Raw genomic sequence first — 15,752 nt, 5'->3', positions numbered from 1 at the left:
TATGAAAAAGAGAATAATTGTTTTGTTGTTTGTTCCTTTGCTTTTGGTTTTTCAAGTTGGTTTTGCTCAAAAAGTAAAAAATAAATCTGTTAATCAACATGTTCAAGGCAATCATACTGATTCTATTTCTACGGTTAATTTAAAAGGATACCCAGTTACTCCTTTTAAAGACACTCTTTTCTATGTTTATAATAAAGTGGGTTCGTTTTCTGCCGAAAGTAGAGCTCAGGCAATTTCTGATAGAATTAAAAAACTCTATGAAGATGCTTTTTTTGTTGCCGATTCCTTAAAAATCGTTTCTTCGGATGTAAGTTTGGATATTATTTATGAAAAAGATTTTGTAATAATGGCAATTTTAGATGCCGACGCAAAATCAGAAAATAAGTCTGTAACTGCTCTTGCAGAACGTAATTTTACAATAATAAAGAAGGCTATTCTTTTTCAGAATGAAAATAATTCCCTGTTGCCAAAGAGATTAGGGCTCACAGCTTTGTTGGTATTGATTCTTGGTCTTATTTTGATTTTTATAGGTGGCCTTTTTAATAAACTAAAACTATATTTATCCAGAAACAAAGCAAAGTATTTTACAGGATTTAAGTACGATGGGATTGATATATTTAGCCCACAAAAGCAACTTTTTTTAGCAATGCGATTAATCGGTGCTGTAAAGACTTTTGTACTAGTACTGATAGTCTATTTGTCGTTACCAATACTCTTTAGTATTTTCCCGGGTACCGAAAAATATACAACAACCTTATTGCATTGGGTTCTAACTCCTGCAAGATTGGCGGTTATGGGGTTTGTGGCATTCCTTCCTAATTTATTTACAATCATTGTAATTGTGCTTATTTTTAAATATATCTTAAAAGTAATCAAGTTTTTTGTTGATGAAATTAATAAAGGGAATATTAAAATAAATGGATTTTATAGTGATTGGGCAAAACCTACGTTTAATATCATACGTTTCTTGATGTATGCTTTTATGCTAGTCGTAATTTTTCCGTACTTACCAGGTTCGGATTCACCTGTATTTAAAGGGGTTTCTGTTTTTGTGGGAATTTTATTTTCATTGGGATCATCAAATGCAATTGCCAATATGGTTGCTGGACTGGTTATTACTTATATGCGGCCTTTTAAGATAGGAGATTTTATAAAAATAGGAGAAGTGAGCGGGGAAGTGATAGAGAAAACAGCTTTGGTTACGCGTATGCGAACGCCTAAATTTGAAGATATTACAATACCAAATGCAACTGTTTTATCGAGTACATCAATTAATTATTCGGCCAATACAAAAGAGGATGCCAAAGGATTGATCGTTCATTCTACCGTTACTATTGGATATGATGTGCCATGGCCAGCTGTTCATAAGGCATTAATTAATGCAGCTTCAAAAACAGATTTTATAGAAAGTATTCCAACTCCATTTGTCTTGCAAACTGGTTTGGATGATTTTTATGTTTGTTATGAGATTAATGCATACACCAAAGAACCTCAAAAACAGCCATCAATTTACTCATCCTTGCATCAAAATATTCAGGATAGTTTTAATGAAGCTGGGATCGAAATAATGTCACCGCATTATAAGGCGCTTCGTGATGGTAATAAAACGACTATTCCAGAAGATTATCTAAGTAATAATTATGAAACTCCTACGTTTAATATAAAAAGCAAGTTGTAATTTATTGTTTTTGAGAAGCAAGTATTTAAAAAAGGGCAATTGATTAATATGTAATAAATCTTTTGATATCGTGTTATGTATTAGAAGATTAATTTTTTTTAGTGTTTTATGATGAAAGACTAATTGTAAAATCACTAAAAGTGGGTATTGTTTAATTTGTTATTGTAAACTAATTTTGCTCCCTAAATTACTCCAAAATAAATTATTAAAGTAAATAGCTAAAATAATTTTAATTTATGATTATGAAAAGCCCACAATTTACGCAAGAAGAAAGTTTACAAGTATTCTCAAATATAATTTCAAATAAGATTCATAATGGTTTTATTTTAGAAGAAAGAAATGATGAAATGCTTTTTGCAGTTTTATCAAAAGGAGAAAGAGTGGTTGATCATAGTTTTAATTTCCTTATTTGTTGTTTAACATTTGGGTTGTGGTCTATTGCTTGGTTGTATTTAACGATAGAATCATCCAAAAACAAAAAGATATTGGTTGCCATCGATGAAGACGGAGTTCCTTTTGAAGATAAATGTTATCACGAATAACTAAGATTACAGTTTTTCTTTTAAGTAGATACCTGTTATAGATTTTTTTATTTTTACTATATCTTCAGGTATTCCCTCTGCTAATAATTCCCCACCATTTTCTCCACCTTCTGGGCCTAAATCGATTATCCAATCGGCACATTTTATAAGGTCAAGATTGTGTTCGATTACAATTATAGAATGTCCTTTATCAATCAATGCATCAAATGAAGCTAATAATTTCTTGATATCATGAAAGTGAAGCCCAGTTGTAGGTTCATCAAAAACAAATAAAGCTTTATCTTTTGTAGCACCTTTAACCAAGAATGAAGCCAGTTTAATACGTTGTGCTTCACCACCAGAAAGAGTCGAAGAGGATTGTCCTAATTGTACATATCCTAAACCAACATCTTGTAAAGGCTGTAATTTTTGAGTGATTTTAGTTTGATTGTTTGTAGAAAAAAAACTAATTGCATCATCAATTGTCATAGTTAATATGTCATTGATGTTTTTATTATCAAAAGTAACTTCTAAAACTTCTTTTTTAAAGCGTTTACCACTACAAGTTTCGCATGGTAATTGCACATCGGCCATGAAAACCATCTCAACGTTAATAGAGCCTTCTCCTTTACAGGTTTCGCATCTTCCACCATCTACGTTAAATGAGAAATGTTTGGCTTGATAACCTCTTATTTTCGATAGTTTTTCTTTGGCATATAGTTCTCTGATATCATCATAAGCTTTTATGTAAGTTACGGGATTAGAACGAGAACTTCTTCCTATAGGATTTTGATCTACATATTCAATATGCTTTATTTGCGAAAAAGATCCTTTTATTTCGGTAAATTGACCTGCTTTTTCGGCAGCATTGTCTAATTTTTTCTGAATAGCAGGAAATAGAATCTTTTTAACAAGTGTACTTTTTCCACTACCAGAAACTCCAGTAATTACGGTTAAAACATCTAATGGAAATGTGACATCAATGTTCTTAAGGTTATTTTCACGAGCACCAATAACCTGTATATAATTCTTCGATTTTCGTCGGTGTTTAGGAACAGCTATTTCTAAATCGCCATTAAGGTATTTAGCTGTTAACGAAGATGATTTTAATATTTCGTTATAGGTTCCCTGTGCGACTAATTCTCCTCCAAATGTTCCTGCTTCTGGGCCAATATCTATAATCATATCGGCAGCCTTCATGATGTCTTCATCATGCTCTACAACAATTACGGTATTGCCTAAATCACGAAGAGAAAGCAATACTTTTATCAATCGTTCAGAATCTTTTGGGTGTAAGCCAATACTAGGTTCGTCAAGGATATACATAGAACCAACCAAACTGCTTCCTAGAGAGGTTGCCAAATTGATTCGTTGTGATTCTCCCCCAGAAAGAGTTGAGGAATTTCGATTTAACGTAAGGTAAGAAAGTCCTACTTCTGTCAAAAAGGATAGTCTATTGTTAATCTCGACTAATAATCGTTTTGCAATTTGTTTTTCGTAAACATTAAGCTCTATTTCGTTGAAGAAAGTAACTAAATGTTGAATTGGCAAATCGACTAAATCAGAAACTGTTTTGCTATTTATTTTCACATAAGAAGCTTCTACTCTTAGACGCTTTCCTTTACAAACATGACATTTTGTTTTTCCGCGGTAACGCGAAAGCATTACTCTATTCTGTATTTTGTAATTTTTCTCTTCCAGTTCTTTGAAGAAATCATTTAAACCTTCAAAATACTGATTTCCTTTCCATATTAATTCTTTATGTTCTTCACTTAATTGAAAGTAAGGTTTGTGTATTGGGAAATCAAATTTATGGGAATTATTAACCAATTGATCGCGAAACCAGCTCATGCTTTCGCCACGCCAAGGATAAATAGCATTCTCATAAATAGATAAAGAAGTATTTGGAATAACTAAATCGGTATCGATACCAATAATGTTTCCATATCCTTCACAAGCAGGGCAAGCACCATATGGATTATTGAAACTGAATAAATGTGGATTAGGTTCTAAAAATGTGATTCCATCCAATTCAAAAATATTAGAGTAACTGAATCTTTTATTAGTTTTTAATTCTTGTAAAAAGCAAATTCCTTTTCCTTCAAAAAAAGCTGTTTGAACAGCATCCGAAAGGCGATTATAAAATTCTTCCTCTTCTTTTACAACGATTCTGTCAATAATCAATAAAATCTCCTGGTTCTTTTTTGTGTCAAGTGAAGTTGCAAATTCATCTAAACGAACCATTTCGTTGTCAATTAAAATACGAGCAAATCCTTGTTGTAGCAAAACATTAAGTTTGTCTTCTAATTTCCTTCCTTTTTCAAGATGAATAGGAGCCAGAAGAAGCCATTTGCTATCTAACTCAAAGCTTTTTACATCGGTAACAACATCGGTAACGGTATTTTTTTTAACTTCTTGACCGGAAATAGGAGAGTATGTACGACCGATTCTTGCAAAAAGTAACTTTACATAATCATAGATTTCTGTAGAAGTTCCTACTGTTGAACGAGCATTGGTAGTATTTACCTTTTGCTCAATAGCAATTGCAGGAGCGATTCCTTTGATGTATTCGACTTTTGGTTTGTCTAAACGACCCAAAAACTGACGTGCATACGACGACAGGCTCTCTACATAGCGACGTTGACCTTCAGCATACAAAGTATCAAATGCCAAACTTGATTTTCCTGAACCCGAAAGTCCTGTAATAACAACAAGTTTGTTTCTTGGAATGGCAACATCTACATTTTTTAAATTATGTACTTGAGCACCTTTAATGATGATGTTTTTCTTTGGGTCGAGTGTAGAAAGGTCAATTTGCATACAAAAAATCAATTTCCACAAAAGTAAGCAATTTTGATTTGAGTTATGTTAAGGATGGAAGTTCTATTTATGTAAAAAATAACGTGATAATTATTTCTTTATAATTAAGATCAGTTTAGAAAAATATTTTGGGATATATTAATGATAAAGAATGCTAAAAAAAGAATGTTAAATTGTAATTGGTTTATTTTGTGCGATTTAGATTTCTTTTTTAACTGTTAAGAACAATGAGATAATTTATTGTTTTTTACCCTTTTTCTAGAAATCATTGACTTTATTTTAATGTTTTTCTGAATTTGATAATAATAATTCTTAATTTAATTTGCTTTTTAAAAAAAATATTTGTTAAATTTGAACACTTAATTAACACTTTAAAAACCAGTAGCCTATACAGTAAAATTACTTTTTTAGAAAATTACCCAAATTTCAAATTAAAACTAAAAGGTAGTATTATGGCTAATCTGCAAATTCCTGACGCTCTATTGGTGAAGAACTATGTTGAAGGTAACGAAAGTGCCTTGTCAACATTGATAAAAAGACATGAATCAAAGATTTATGGATTTATATATTCAAAAATAGCTGACAAAGACATATCAAATGATATTTTTCAGGATACATTTATAAAAGTAATCAAGACTTTAAAAAGCAATTCATATAATGAAGAGGGGAAATTCTTGCCTTGGGTAATGCGTATATCGCACAACTTAATAGTAGATCATTATCGAAAAACAAAGAAAATGCCAATGTATAGAGAAACGGAAGAGTTTTCGATATTCTCTATCATGTCAGATGATACGCTAACAATTGAAAATAAAATGATTGTGGATCAGGTTGAAGTCGATTTAAAAAAGTTAATAGAGGAACTTCCAAATGATCAAAAAGAAGTGCTGGTAATGCGTATGTATCAGGATATGAGCTTTAAAGAAATATCAGAAGTAACAGGAGTTAGTATCAATACAGCCTTAGGGAGGATGAGATATGCACTAATGAATATTAGAAAAATTATAGAAAAACATCAAATTATTTTAACTAATTAATATACTAAATTGAGTAATAGGTCGTTGTTATATAAATAAACAATTATTAGCATGGCAAAAATTTACTCAAAAAAAGCAGCAGTTACTACAAACTTGAAACCCAACAAAGAAGTCGTTTCTTTTATATTAAGTTACTCACAAGCATTAACAGTAGTGAAAATTAACGAGAAGAGTTTTGAGATTATAGCTAATTAAACAGCCCACAACAGTTGTCGGATGTTTTGGAAGTAAATGAATTAATCAAATTGGTCGTTTGATTAAAAAATCACTAAGTGCAATATGCAATTAGTGATTTTTTTGTTTTTTATTAGCTTGGTTTTCATAGTAATCGTCTATCACCGATTTTCTTCCAATGGTTTTTGTAATGATGTCTTTATCAAGATCCCAGCCACGGGCAGGCGAATATTCTCTGCCATACCAAATAATTTCAAGATGTAAATCATTCCAGACTTCTTCAGGGAAAAGACGTTTAGCATCTTTTTCAGTTTGAGTTACATTTTTTCCGTTAGATAAATTCCATCGGTACATTAATCTATGAATATGAGTATCTACAGGAAAAGCAGGAACACCAAAAGCTTGAGACATAACAACACTAGCTGTTTTATGACCAACAGCAGGTAACTCTTCCAGATATTCGTAACTCTGCGGAACTTCGCCGCCATGTTTATCAATAAGGATTTGCGACAAGCCATGAATACCTTTCGATTTCATAGGCGATAAACCACAAGGACGAATAATATCCCGAATTTCTTCAACAGACATTTTTACCATATCATACGGATTATCAGCCTTTGCAAATAATAAAGGCGTAATTTGGTTTACACGAACATCAGTACATTGAGCTGACAACAATACGGCTATTAATAAAGTATAAGGGTCTTTATGGTCGAGAGGTACAGGGATAGTTGGGTATAATTCTTTTAACGTATTTATAACAAAAGTTACCCGTTCTTGTTTATTCATTTCCGTAAATTTAATCCCGTAAAAATAGTACAATTTTGGAATTATAAATTGTTAATTTTAAGAATCTAAGTAAGTCTAAAAATCTAAGTAGTCTAAAAAAAATAAAAAAATGACAACATTACAAATAGGAGATAAAGCGCCAAATTTTTCAGGAACAGATCAAGACGGAAATACACATAAATTAGCTGATTATGCAGGGAAAAAACTAGTAGTTTTCTTTTATCCAAAAGCGAGTACTCCGGGTTGTACAGCTGAGGCTTGTGATTTAAGAGATAATTTTGAGCGTTTTCAAGCTAATAATTATGCTCTTTTAGGAGTAAGTGCCGATGCGCAAAAAGCACAAGCTAAATTCAAAGAAAAGTATGACTTCCCGTTTCCGTTATTAGCAGATGAAGACAAATCAGTAATTCAAGCCTTTGGAGTTTGGGGACCTAAAAAATTTATGGGAAGAGAATATGACGGAATTCACAGAACGACATTTGTAATTAATGAAGAAGGAATTATAGAAGACATAATTTCAAAAGTAAAAACTAAAGAACATGCAGATCAGATACTGAAGTAGAGTTTTTCAGTTTTCAGAAGATCTTTGTCAAAGTTCAAAGCTATGACAAGGGTTGTTGTTTTTTTTAATTCATTGAGGTTTAGTGGTTTACTCTCAGTCTTCTCACCCAGAACGGAGTCGAAGAGGCTCAGCTGACAAGATTGCAATTGTTTAGTAAAACGTGTTTTTATGTTTTAATCTCAGTAAATCAGAGCCTTAGTGCCTTTTTTAAAATAGAAAAGCATCAGTTATATAACTGATGCTTTTCTATTTTAAAACCTTTGAACCTTTGAACCTTTGCTTCTTAGAGCCTTAGTTCCTAAAAAGATTAATTAGACTCTTTTAAAATTCTGTTAGGCTCGTATCCAAATAAGTGATGTTCTTTTATAATTTCAGCAATACCTTTCGGAAGCATAGGCTCCCATCCAGGTTTACCTTGACTAATCATTTTTAGTACTTCTCTAGAGAATACTTCCAGAGTATGAGGATCAAAATCAGCAACATCAATTACTTTTCCGTTAAATTTAAAGAACTTGTACAATTCTTTCATTCTAGGATGAACTTTTAAGTTGGTCGAGTTCATAATTGTACCATCTTCATCAATCATTGGATACAAGAATACCTTCATGTCACGGTAGAATAGTTTTCCGAAAGCTTCAAGTATTCCTCCACTTAAATGGCGGTAGTATTTCTCATCAAAGATGTCGACTAAATTATTAACTCCCATTGCCAATCCCATTCGGGCTTTGGTGTAATTAGCAAAATATTCAACAACTTTATAGTATTCTTGGAAGTTCGAAATCATTACGGTTTGACCTAATGAACAAAGCAATTCGGCTCTATCCATAAAATCGCGTTCATCGATTTCTCCATCAGAACGAAGGTTAGATAGCGTGATTTCGAAAATTACCAGCGTATTATCTTTTTCAACTTTATTTTCTTCGAGAAACATTTTTAATGATTTCTCGTACATGTCCATATTAACCTTAGTTACAGGGCGAAAACTCCCGCGTAAGGCAAGAATGTTCTTTTTGTATAAAATGGCAGCAGGAAGAATATTTTTACCTTCAGGATTGAACATAACGGCATCAGTCATTCCGTTTTTAACCAATTGTAAGCTAATCAATCGATTATCTACATCAGCAAATCGAGGACCAGAAAAGTTGATAGTGTCAATTTCAAGTTGATCTTTGTCTAGATGGTCGTATAAATAACGAAGTAATCTTTTAGGATCATTATATTTATAAAATGCTCCGTAAATTAAGTTAACACCAAGAATCCCTAGTGTTTCTTGTTGTAATCGAGCATCAGTTTCTTTAAAACGAATATGAAGTATAATTTCGTTATAGGCTTCATCAGGTTCAATTTGGTATCTAATTCCAACCCAACCATGACCTTTAAATTGTTTTGCAAAATCGATTGTTGCAACAGTATTGGCATAACTAAAGAAAAGTTTTGTAGGGTGTTTTTCTCTACTTAAACGTTCTTCAATTATCTGACCTTCAAGAGTTAGCATTTTTTTTAACCGCTCTTCAGTAACGTAGCGACCATCACTTTCAATTCCGTAAATGGCATCACTAAAATCTTTGTCGTAAGCAGACATTGCCTTTGCAATTGTTCCAGACGAACCACCAGATCTAAAAAAATGCCTTACAGTTTCTTGCCCCGCACCAATCTCTGCAAAGGTTCCGTAAATATTTTCATTTAGATTAATTCGTAACGCTTTGTCTTTTATGGATGGTATTTGAGCGATGACTTTGTCACCCTTAAGTTTTATTTCTATACCCATTTTATTTTAAATATGGCTGATTTGTTACAAAGTTAGTAAATTAGGTTTCTAATGAAAGATAATTAATCCTATTTTTGTAAAAAAATAAAGTACAATTGAAGGTATATTTTTTAGGCACAGGTACATCTCAAGGCATTCCGATAATAGGGGTCGATCATCCTGTATGCAAAAGCACTGACGCTAAGGATAAAAGACTTCGAGTGTCTATTTGGATTAGTTGGGATAACCATTCATATGTTATCGATTGCGGTCCCGATTTTAGACAACAAATGCTGGCTTGCAACTGTCAGAAATTAGATGCAATTTTATTTACACATGAGCATGCCGATCACACAGCTGGTTTGGATGATATACGTCCGTTTAATTTTAAACAAGGCGAAATGCCTATTTATGCACACGAGCGGGTTATAGGTAATTTAAAAAAGCGTTTTGATTATGTATTCGAAACTGTAAATAAATATCCAGGAGCACCATCAGTAAAAACAATTGAGGTAATTAATGGTGAACCGTTTGCCGTGGGAAATAAAATGGCGATTCCAGTAAATGTTATGCATGGTAATTTGCAGGTTTTTGGATATCGAATAGATGATTTTGCCTATTTAACAGATGTTAAAACTATAGAAGAAGCCGAAATTGAAAAGCTAAAAAACTTAAAAGTATTAGTGATAAATGCATTACGTGTAGAGCCACATGATACACATTTTAATTTGCAGGAAGCCCTAGATTTTATAACTTTGGTTCAGCCAGAAGTGGCTTATTTAACACATATTAGTCATGTATTAGGATTTCATGAGGAAGTACAAAAAATGCTTCCTAAAAATGTTTATCTGGCATATGATAATTTAGAAATCACAATTTAATTATATTTTAAAAATGAAAAAATCCTTATTGCTTTACCTATTTATCATTGCTATACTTATGAATATTTTTACCTATATGTTTTATAGTAAAGAAGTAAAGTTTGAACAGGAGCGTTATGCTAAAACAACCAAAAAGCTTAGAGATAGTTTAGATTTAGTAGAGAATAAACTAAATGAAGCCAACTATTTCTCATTGGAGAACAATCAAAACGCACAAAATTACTTTGACTCGGCTGATGCTTCAAAAACAATAAAGTACGAGCAACTAATTCCGATGGTTACGGAGAAATTAATGGACCTTAATGCTAATCCAAAAGGGAATCCATATGTAGGACAAGATCAAATAGGAGTAAATAAATTTATCATCAATAAAGTTAAAGTGTTAAACCACAGATGGATTATAGCTGATTTTAGCGATGGAGAAACATGGGGAGAAGTTTTATTGAAATACTTTATCAATAATGATGGGAGTATAACTTTTGAAGTAAATCAGTCATTATTATATCAAAAATAAGATTTACGAACTGTATAATAATTGTAACAACTAATAAATAGAACATATGAAAAAAGTATTTTTATTTTCGATTATTATTGGACTTTCATTTTCTTGTGCCAAAAAAGTTTCTCAAGAAGAAACAAAACCTATTAAGGAAGAAGTTAAGCCTGAGCATATTGTAGGGGGAGATTCGGATGCTCATGGGTGTAAAGGATCTGCTGGTTATACTTGGTCGGCTGTTAAAAACGAATGCGTACGATTGTTTGAAATAGGTACTAAGTTAGAACATGCCAAAGATGGTAAAACGTATTCTACTGTAGCTTATGTTATTTTTGAAAAAGACGGAAACAAGGCCGAACTTTTTCTTGATACAGAAGATGGAACAATTATTTTAGAACGAAAAGCCGAAGGTGAGCCTTGGGTTAATGGAGATTTAGAATTAATACCTTGGAAAGGTTACGTACTGAAAAAGGCTGGAAAGATTATTTATACTGGCGAGTAAATAGAAAACATATAACAAAGGCGAGAAGTAATTCTCGCCTTTGTTGTTTATATAAATATGTTGTTTTTCTGCCACTCCCGATAACTATCGGGATAAAAAAGATTAGAATTATTTTAAAACCTTTGCGAGCTTTTCGTAATTCTTAGCGATTCTTTGCGGTTAAATTAAATATTCTGTTTTATAAAATCTGTAGTAACAACTTGAGCAAATTCTTCGTTTAAACTGGCAAGAGCAGTTTCATGAATTGTCTCGGCACTAAATTCCTGACCGTTTAATCCCTTTTTATTATAAGCGGCTGTTGCGTCTGAGATTAGAAAGGTATTATAACCAAAATTTCCTGCCATTCTTGTAGTTGTCGATACGCAATGATCGGTTGTTAAGCCTACAATAACGAGTGTATCAATTTTATCATGATCAAGTTGTTCTTTTAAATCGGTACCAATAAAAGCACTGTTTACATTCTTCTGAATGATTGTTTCTCCAGCTAGGGGTTTAACGATATCCTTAAATGCATTTCCGGGATTTGTTTCATGTAGCAATGAATTTGGATTAGAAGAACAATGTTGGATATGAAATATCGGTAACTTATTATTTCTCCATATTTCAAGAAGTTCGCCAGCATTTTGTTCAGCATTTAAATTATTGCGTTCTCCACCCCAATATTCGATATTATCAAAACCTTTCTGAATATCGATTAGGATTAATGCTGGATTGTCGAGTTTAGATATTTTCATCTTTATAGTTTAGTAGGTGTTGTTTTTTGATGTTGTGAAAAAGTGAAAAGAGAGATTGAAAATCAAGTTTTCACACAATAAAAGCGCAATATTGTGATCCTTACGAAGCAAGAATTTTCTCGAGTAGCTCAGTATCTATCCTCATTTTTTAGTTTAAAAGGATATTATTATAAATTATTTTTAACGCATAGAAACATAGATTTTGTACTTTCAAATTAAGACGCTCCACTTATTTAAAATACACAGAGCTGGTTAGCTATGTAAAAAAAATATATTTCTTTTTTTTCTTCTTTTTTATGCATGAAGCCTATGTTTCTATGCGTTAAATAAATTTTTTATAAATTATACCTAACGTATTATTATACATTATTTCCCTTTTTCAAGTTCCTCCAGTTTTTGTTTTGTTTCGGCGCTTTCCTTGTTGATGGATAACGCCTTTTTGTAATTGCTTATTGCGTTGGTTTTGTCGCTCACTTGTTTGTAATAATCTCCCATAGAGTCATATACATTAGCGCTTTGTGGATAATTTTTTATATTTAATTTAAAAAAATATTCGCCTTGAGCAATGTTTTTTCTACCGAGCGCCATATATCCTAGCATATTGATGTAAGATTCGGGAGGTAGTATTTGATATCCCATTTTTTCGGAGACATTTTGGTAATGTTTTTCAACCTTTGTTGGTAAACTCATTCCATTATCAAATAAATCGCTATATGTTAAGTCTAATTTATAGAAGTCAAAGATAAATCGAAGCGCATCGTATTCGGCAATAAATGGAACAGAACCATGACTATCTTTATCGTAATATTTGTATTCAAAGTTTAATTGGTTTTGTTTGTTCTTTTTTAGTGTATTAGCCAAATCGAATATAGCACGGATGTGTCTTGTACTTTGAGTGGTATCTTTTTTTACTCTAATAGTATCCATTCCAGCTTCCATTGTATTGGCAATACCTAGGAACAAGCTGGTATTATTCTTGAATTTTTTCTCAGCAAATACTTTTTTAGTTTGCTCTAGGAATTTTTGTTTGTCCCACCACATGCTAGGATCGATAGAAACATAAGAATTAAATAAATTAGTATGGTTTGCAAGTGTATTTATAGCTGTTAAACCACCAAAAGAATGTCCGATCAACATTTTGTATGGAGCAGTAGGATAATTGGTTTCAACGTAAGGCATTAGTTCTTTTTGGATAAACGCAATAAAGTTTTCATTTCCGCCAGTAGTTTTACTAGCTTCATTAGACATCATTGGTAAATCAGATTCGATATGAGTAGGAGTTAAATCACGTGCTCTGTCGGTATTGAGTATTCCTACTACAATCATTTTTGGGCAAATTGTATTACCGTTCATTGTACTTAATTGCTCTGTCATACCAACAACTGAAGTAAAATGGGCATCACCATCTAATAAATAAAGTACAGGGTAATGTTCTGTTTTTGCTGTGCCTTTGGTATAACCACCAGGTACATATATCCAGACTTTTCGGTCTTCATTTAATATCTTAGAATGTACGGTTTCAATCGTACCAATAGTAATCTTGTTATCGGATTGTGCTTTTGCGAAAAATGTAAATCCAATAAAAAGTAGCGAGAATAATAGTTGTTTCATAGTTAGTTAGATCAGTTTACAGGTTAGTCTTATTCTTTGTTATTTGTTACAAGATGTACAGTTTAAAGGTAAGGTGATTTATTATAAAAATGAAAGATGTCAAAAGTGAATAGTTTACTTCCAACCGCGTTCTATAATTATTTCATCTGCTATTTTATCAACCTCTTCGGCGACTTCATCTTTAGTCGGATTCGTTGCAATTCGGATAATTTCATTACGAAAAAAATTATCATTTGTGATTTTTCCAAAAATTGATATTATCCAATATTTCCAAACGCCATCATTTGTTTTTAAAATGGCTAGAATCTCTTGAGATATATTTTCGTTGATACTCTTTAAATATTCCGAAATTGGTTTTGCAACTGGCCAATTGAAATCTTGAAGCCACTCTAGTAATTCGGGAATTATTGGTTTCAGTTCAGAATAAGAATAGTTCTTTAAATTTTCGGCTCTTTGTATATCATGTTTGTCTTTTGGAATTAAATCCTTTGCATTGATCTTCATATTTTATTAATCCTAATTACTATTATTGTTGATTAAGAAATTATTTAATGAAAAAAGGTTTTAAATAAAACATTTAAAACCTTTGTATTTGTTTGATTTTAAGTTCACTATTTGAAACTTAAAGATATGATAATTTAATAATGTTGATAGTAGTTGAAGTTGTAAAATAAAAACTTACTTGAATATTATAAATCACTTATTAAAGAAAGAACATTAGGTATAACTTCATTAATAGATTCAGAATTCCTAAAATGAATAATACTTTCCAATATTTTTTGGAAGTTTGAAAGTTTGGGTCTTTAGTATTTTTTATAAAAAGACCAGCAGCAATTAATATTACTGGTAGGATGAAATCTTTTAAATCGTTTATTCCCATTATTGTGTTTTTATATTGAATACTGAGAACTATTGCGCTAGCCAATTTTTAAAATCAAAGAAATTCTGAGGAGCAACTCCATGTCCAACTGGGTATTCTTTATAAGAAACTGGAATGTTTAGATTCTCTAGAATTGCAGGTGTTTTTCTAGCCCAATCAATAGGGATTACCTGATCTACAGTTCCATGCGAAGCAAATATTTTTAAGTTCTTGAAGTCGTTTTTTTCATAACCTTCTTTGATGATTTCGTCATTAAAATAACCGCTCATTGCAACTACTCTCTGAATTTTTTCAGGATAAGAAAGTGCAGTTGCATAACTTAAAATTGAACCTTGGCTAAAGCCAATTAAAGTTATATTGTTTGCATCAATTGGGTAGTTTGCAGTTAATTCGTCAATGAAATTTGCAATTAAATCACGAGATGTTTTAGCTTGTTCGTTATCAGAGAATTTGTTTTGATCAGCATCAAAATTAATAGCATACCATGCATATGCACCATATTGTAAATCATAAGGTGCTCTAGCCGAAATAACATAGTAATTATCAGGAAGCTCGCTAGCAAAAGAGAATAAATCTTCTTCGTTGCTGCCATATCCGTGAAGTAATAGTAATAGTGGGTTTTTGTCTAAGATAACTTTTGGTTCTCTTATTTTATATTCTAAAGATAAGTTCATTTTTTAAGGGTAAATGGTGAGTTGTAAATGGTAAAATGCAGTTGTGGGTTTTAGATAATATCTGAAATCAAAAATTAACCGATGCTTTTAAACCATTTTTGAAAAAGCGCACCTACTAAAGGTACAGGTTTTGTTTGTCCTTGGATAGCACTAAAAATTCCGTATGTCCACAAAATAGAGATACAAATCCACATTGGGAAAGTAATCATAAAGCTGTCAAAGTTGCTAATGATAAGTCCGAATGAGATAAATGTTAGCGATAATCCTAGAGCTTGACGTATATGAAAAGAAGCAAAGCTATTTTTATTTTCAGAGTTCATCGACATCGCGATTAAAACACCGATAATTAATATGTAACTGGTTATAGCGGGAGTTTTTCCTTCTTCGATTGAGTTGTTCATTCTTGTGTTTTATATTTATTTTTTAACAATTTATTTTTATCATTAAGGTATATTAAGTTGGATTAGTTTAACTTTTCTTAATCTCTTAATAGTTAGCTTTTTTTTTGCCGCTCCCAATAGCTATCGGAATATTCAGATTAAAATAATTTCTCTATCATTGAGAAATTAGATTTTATTAATCATCCTATTGCAAATTATTTTCAACACATAGAAACATAGATTTTGTTGTCTTAAAAAAAGGCGTT

Annotated in this window: 17 protein-coding genes; 8 read left to right on the top strand and 9 right to left on the bottom strand. The window is 31.7% G+C overall.

What is annotated here, in order from left to right:
* The first annotated feature begins 1 nt into the window (after nucleotide 1).
* Nucleotides 2-1,678, top strand: coding sequence for a mechanosensitive ion channel family protein (locus OIU80_RS00330; protein WP_264285123.1), 1,677 nt, complete (start codon nucleotides 2-4; stop codon nucleotides 1,676-1,678).
* Between the two features lie 242 nt (nucleotides 1,679-1,920).
* Complete coding sequence (locus OIU80_RS00325; protein WP_264285122.1) at nucleotides 1,921-2,220, top strand: hypothetical protein; 300 nt, start codon at nucleotides 1,921-1,923, stop codon at nucleotides 2,218-2,220.
* Between the two features lie 6 nt (nucleotides 2,221-2,226).
* On the opposite strand, the gene uvrA is transcribed toward OIU80_RS00325, so the two are convergent.
* Nucleotides 2,227-5,019 (bottom strand): excinuclease ABC subunit UvrA, encoded by a 2,793-nt coding sequence (gene uvrA / locus OIU80_RS00320; RefSeq protein WP_264285121.1) that lies wholly within the window; start codon nucleotides 5,017-5,019, stop codon nucleotides 2,227-2,229.
* Nucleotides 5,020-5,471: 452 nt separating this feature from the next.
* On the opposite strand from uvrA, the gene OIU80_RS00315 reads away from it, so the two are divergent.
* Nucleotides 5,472-6,056: an RNA polymerase sigma factor gene (locus OIU80_RS00315; protein WP_264285120.1), complete on the top strand. Its 585-nt coding sequence runs from the start codon at nucleotides 5,472-5,474 to the stop codon at nucleotides 6,054-6,056.
* Nucleotides 6,057-6,107: 51 nt separating this feature from the next.
* Nucleotides 6,108-6,251 carry a hypothetical protein gene (locus tag OIU80_RS00310; protein WP_264285119.1) on the top strand — a complete coding sequence of 48 codons (144 nt, stop codon included), beginning with the start codon at nucleotides 6,108-6,110 and terminating at the stop codon, nucleotides 6,249-6,251.
* 90 nt (nucleotides 6,252-6,341) lie between these two features.
* On the opposite strand, the gene OIU80_RS00305 is transcribed toward OIU80_RS00310, so the two are convergent.
* Nucleotides 6,342-7,019, bottom strand: a complete 678-nt coding sequence (locus OIU80_RS00305; protein WP_264285118.1) for an endonuclease III domain-containing protein — start codon at nucleotides 7,017-7,019, stop codon at nucleotides 6,342-6,344.
* A 109-nt stretch (nucleotides 7,020-7,128) separates the two neighbouring features.
* On the opposite strand from OIU80_RS00305, the gene bcp reads away from it, so the two are divergent.
* Nucleotides 7,129-7,581, top strand: coding sequence for a thioredoxin-dependent thiol peroxidase (bcp, locus tag OIU80_RS00300; RefSeq protein WP_264285117.1), 453 nt, complete (start codon nucleotides 7,129-7,131; stop codon nucleotides 7,579-7,581).
* A gap of 307 nt (nucleotides 7,582-7,888) precedes the next feature.
* Here bcp and OIU80_RS00295 read toward each other — a convergent pair whose 3' ends face one another.
* Complete coding sequence (locus OIU80_RS00295; RefSeq protein WP_129537773.1) at nucleotides 7,889-9,349, bottom strand: TonB-dependent receptor; 1,461 nt, start codon at nucleotides 9,347-9,349, stop codon at nucleotides 7,889-7,891.
* Nucleotides 9,350-9,444: 95 nt separating this feature from the next.
* Here OIU80_RS00295 and OIU80_RS00290 point away from each other — a divergent pair, with 95 nt between their 5' ends.
* From OIU80_RS00290 to OIU80_RS00280, 3 genes are read left to right on the top strand one after another with little or no spacing between them, the layout of a single operon-like run.
* Entirely contained in the window at nucleotides 9,445-10,209 is a 765-nt protein-coding gene (locus OIU80_RS00290) for an MBL fold metallo-hydrolase (protein ID WP_264285116.1), read from the top strand.
* A 13-nt stretch (nucleotides 10,210-10,222) separates the two neighbouring features.
* Nucleotides 10,223-10,723, top strand: coding sequence for a hypothetical protein (locus OIU80_RS00285; protein ID WP_264285115.1), 501 nt, complete (start codon nucleotides 10,223-10,225; stop codon nucleotides 10,721-10,723).
* Between the two features lie 46 nt (nucleotides 10,724-10,769).
* Complete coding sequence (locus OIU80_RS00280; RefSeq protein WP_264285114.1) at nucleotides 10,770-11,207, top strand: hypothetical protein; 438 nt, start codon at nucleotides 10,770-10,772, stop codon at nucleotides 11,205-11,207.
* A gap of 164 nt (nucleotides 11,208-11,371) precedes the next feature.
* On the opposite strand, the gene OIU80_RS00275 is transcribed toward OIU80_RS00280, so the two are convergent.
* From OIU80_RS00275 to OIU80_RS00250, 6 genes are all read right to left on the bottom strand, one after another.
* A complete protein-coding gene (locus OIU80_RS00275; protein ID WP_264285113.1) occupies nucleotides 11,372-11,941 on the bottom strand; it encodes a cysteine hydrolase family protein in 570 nt (189 codons plus the stop codon).
* Nucleotides 11,942-12,307: 366 nt separating this feature from the next.
* Nucleotides 12,308-13,552: an alpha/beta hydrolase-fold protein gene (locus tag OIU80_RS00270; protein ID WP_264285112.1), complete on the bottom strand. Its 1,245-nt coding sequence runs from the start codon at nucleotides 13,550-13,552 to the stop codon at nucleotides 12,308-12,310.
* A 114-nt stretch (nucleotides 13,553-13,666) separates the two neighbouring features.
* Nucleotides 13,667-14,056, bottom strand: coding sequence for a DUF5071 domain-containing protein (locus tag OIU80_RS00265; protein ID WP_264285111.1), 390 nt, complete (start codon nucleotides 14,054-14,056; stop codon nucleotides 13,667-13,669).
* Nucleotides 14,057-14,255: 199 nt separating this feature from the next.
* The gene (locus tag OIU80_RS00260) at nucleotides 14,256-14,432 is read right to left on the bottom strand and encodes a hypothetical protein (protein WP_264285110.1); all 177 of its coding nucleotides are present in this window, start codon (nucleotides 14,430-14,432) and stop codon (nucleotides 14,256-14,258) included.
* 29 nt (nucleotides 14,433-14,461) lie between these two features.
* Nucleotides 14,462-15,106, bottom strand: a complete 645-nt coding sequence (locus OIU80_RS00255; protein ID WP_264285109.1) for an alpha/beta hydrolase — start codon at nucleotides 15,104-15,106, stop codon at nucleotides 14,462-14,464.
* Nucleotides 15,107-15,180: 74 nt separating this feature from the next.
* Entirely contained in the window at nucleotides 15,181-15,507 is a 327-nt protein-coding gene (locus tag OIU80_RS00250) for a hypothetical protein (RefSeq protein WP_264285108.1), read from the bottom strand.
* Between the last annotated feature and the right edge of the window lie 245 nt (nucleotides 15,508-15,752).

The sequence above is a fragment of the Flavobacterium frigoritolerans genome, from assembly GCF_025847275.1.
Taxonomy (GTDB): domain Bacteria; phylum Bacteroidota; class Bacteroidia; order Flavobacteriales; family Flavobacteriaceae; genus Flavobacterium; species Flavobacterium frigoritolerans.
Note: the sequence above shows the minus strand (reverse complement) of the source record. Positions and strands in the feature narration are given on the sequence as shown.